The organism is Tsuneonella litorea, from assembly GCF_025154015.1.
Taxonomy (GTDB): Bacteria; Pseudomonadota; Alphaproteobacteria; order Sphingomonadales; family Sphingomonadaceae; genus Tsuneonella; species Tsuneonella litorea.
In genome coordinates, this window is record NZ_JAOAMV010000020.1 from 1 (window position 1) to 2,036 (window position 2,036).

General features: G+C 61.9%; 2 protein-coding genes. One reads left to right on the forward strand and one right to left on the reverse strand.

The window, feature by feature from the left end:
• Positions 1–1,091 (reverse strand): hypothetical protein (locus N0B51_RS14770; RefSeq protein ID WP_259963362.1); only part of this gene is annotated, 1,091 nt, incomplete at its 3' end.
• Positions 1,092–1,128: 37 nt separating this feature from the next.
• Here N0B51_RS14770 and N0B51_RS14775 point away from each other — a divergent pair.
• On the forward strand, positions 1,129–2,036 hold a 908-nt coding region (locus N0B51_RS14775; protein WP_259963363.1), incomplete at its 3' end, for a lipopolysaccharide biosynthesis protein.

The following is a 2,036-nucleotide window of genomic DNA, read 5'->3' on the forward strand; positions in this document are numbered from 1 at the left end:
GTCGGTCCGGCCCTGCGGAACATCAGCCACTTTTCATCCCGGGGATCGGGTCCGTCCCGGCAATCGAGGAAAAAGGCCGGGCGGGGGCGGGCAAGGAATTCGTAGATCTGGCTCGAGACGTCGCCGATGTATGCATCTGCGGCAAGCATGTAACTCATGTCGAACAGGCGCAGGCCGTCCACATCGATGAGGATATTGGCCGCCGCCAACGCCTCTGCAGGGACATCAGGCCGGCGGCGGCTGGTCTTGTATTCGGGCGAAATGTGCAGAGTCTTGCGGAATAGCATGACGTGCGGGGCGAAGATGCAGTTGAAATGCTGCCCGTCCTTGCTCGCGAACCAGCGCAACAGGTCGGGCCCGCAGTCGTACCAGCTCGAAAGATGTGGGTCGAAATGCGGGTTGTATACAAAGGTAGGGCGACCATTGCCGAAGAAATCGGGTTGTGAATCGAGATCGACGGTTTCGAACTTCGGGTAGCCAACGACGACCAGCCGACCGCGATCGACTCCGTGCTCCACCATTTGATCGACCACCTTTTCACCGGCCACGAGGACGCTGTCGAACCGAGCGAAATCGGGGTGGTAGGAGACGCTGCGGTCCCCGGCGCCATGTGGCAGGATGACGAAGAGCGGAACCTCTTCGCGCCTAAGATGCCGTTTGACCCGCAGGCAGGTCCGCTCGGTAGAAACGACGACATCGGAGTGGGCGAACATCTGCCGGTGCAGGCGCAGCCGTAGCAGGCGGCTGGAAGGGAGCACCCTGTCGAACACAGCCGCGATCGCGCGCGCCCAAAGGGGCAGGGTGAGATCGACCCATTCGAGCCGCCTTGCGTCGCCACCAGGGATCAGCGTGTCGAGCCGTTCGCGGATCGCCGGTGTTGCGCAGGCAATGGTGCAGGCGATCTCGGGATAGAGCCGCGCCGTGGCCGCGGCCGTGCCAGCAAGATGCGCCACCTGGTGACCGGCATCATGATTAAACAGAAAAAGAACGTTCCGCATTGTTTGCGGGCGATAGGCGAGGGGCACGCAGGTGCCAATTGCGATATTCAGGCGCCACGTGCCCGTTTCGGGTAACGAAGTTTTGAACGGCATTGCACAAGGGCCTCCGCTGGCACAGAGGGCAAACGCAATGAAAACGCCGCTGTCACCCCAAGAACGCCGCGACGGGCTGAAGAACATCGTTCGGAACCTGGCCTGGATCCTCGGGGGGAAGGGCTTTGCAGCGGTTGCTAGCTTGGTCTATCTTGCGCTGCTTTCGCGATCGCTTGGGGTTCGTGATTTCGGCCACTTCTCGCTGATCTTTAGCACGGCTCAAGCGCTGGTGGCGCTGGCTGGATTTCAAACCTGGCAGACCATGATCCGCGTTGGCGCAAGGTCGGCCATGGAACGGGACTGGAGTCATTTCGGCCGGCTCGCGGGGCTGTGCGCGATCATCGATGCAGGCGGCGCTCTGATCGGCTGCATTTTGGCGGTCGTGCTGTTTTACGGCTTTGCGGAAGTGCTCAACCTCAACCCGAAGTTCGTCGGCATGGCGTTCTGGTTCAGTTGTGCGTTGCTGTGGGCGCGGATGACCACTTCCAACGGCATCGTGCGCGTGCTCGATCGCTTCGATCTCGGCAGCTACGTCGAGGCGGTTGTGCCTGCCGGACGGCTGATTGCAGCGGTGGTGATCGTTTTCATCGGGGCGAGCGTCGAGAAGTTCCTCATCGCCTGGGCACTGTTCGATCTGCTTTCGGCCGCGCTCTATTGGGTCGTGGCGTGGAAGCTGGTTCCCCAGGCGCTGACTCGCGCCAACTTTGCCCGCTGGCGCGAAGCCATAGGCGAGAACCCGGGAATCAAGAGCTTCTTCGGCATCACCTATGCCAGTTCCTCGCTCGACGCGCTGTACCGGCAGGGACCGCTGCTGCTGGTCGGACTGCTGCTCGGCACGAGCGCGGCAGGCCTGTACAAGCTGGCAGATCAACTGGCGCAAGGTATCGGCACCATGTCGCAGCTGGTAGCGCGCGCGGTGTTCCCCGAATTTGCGCTGTCGCACAT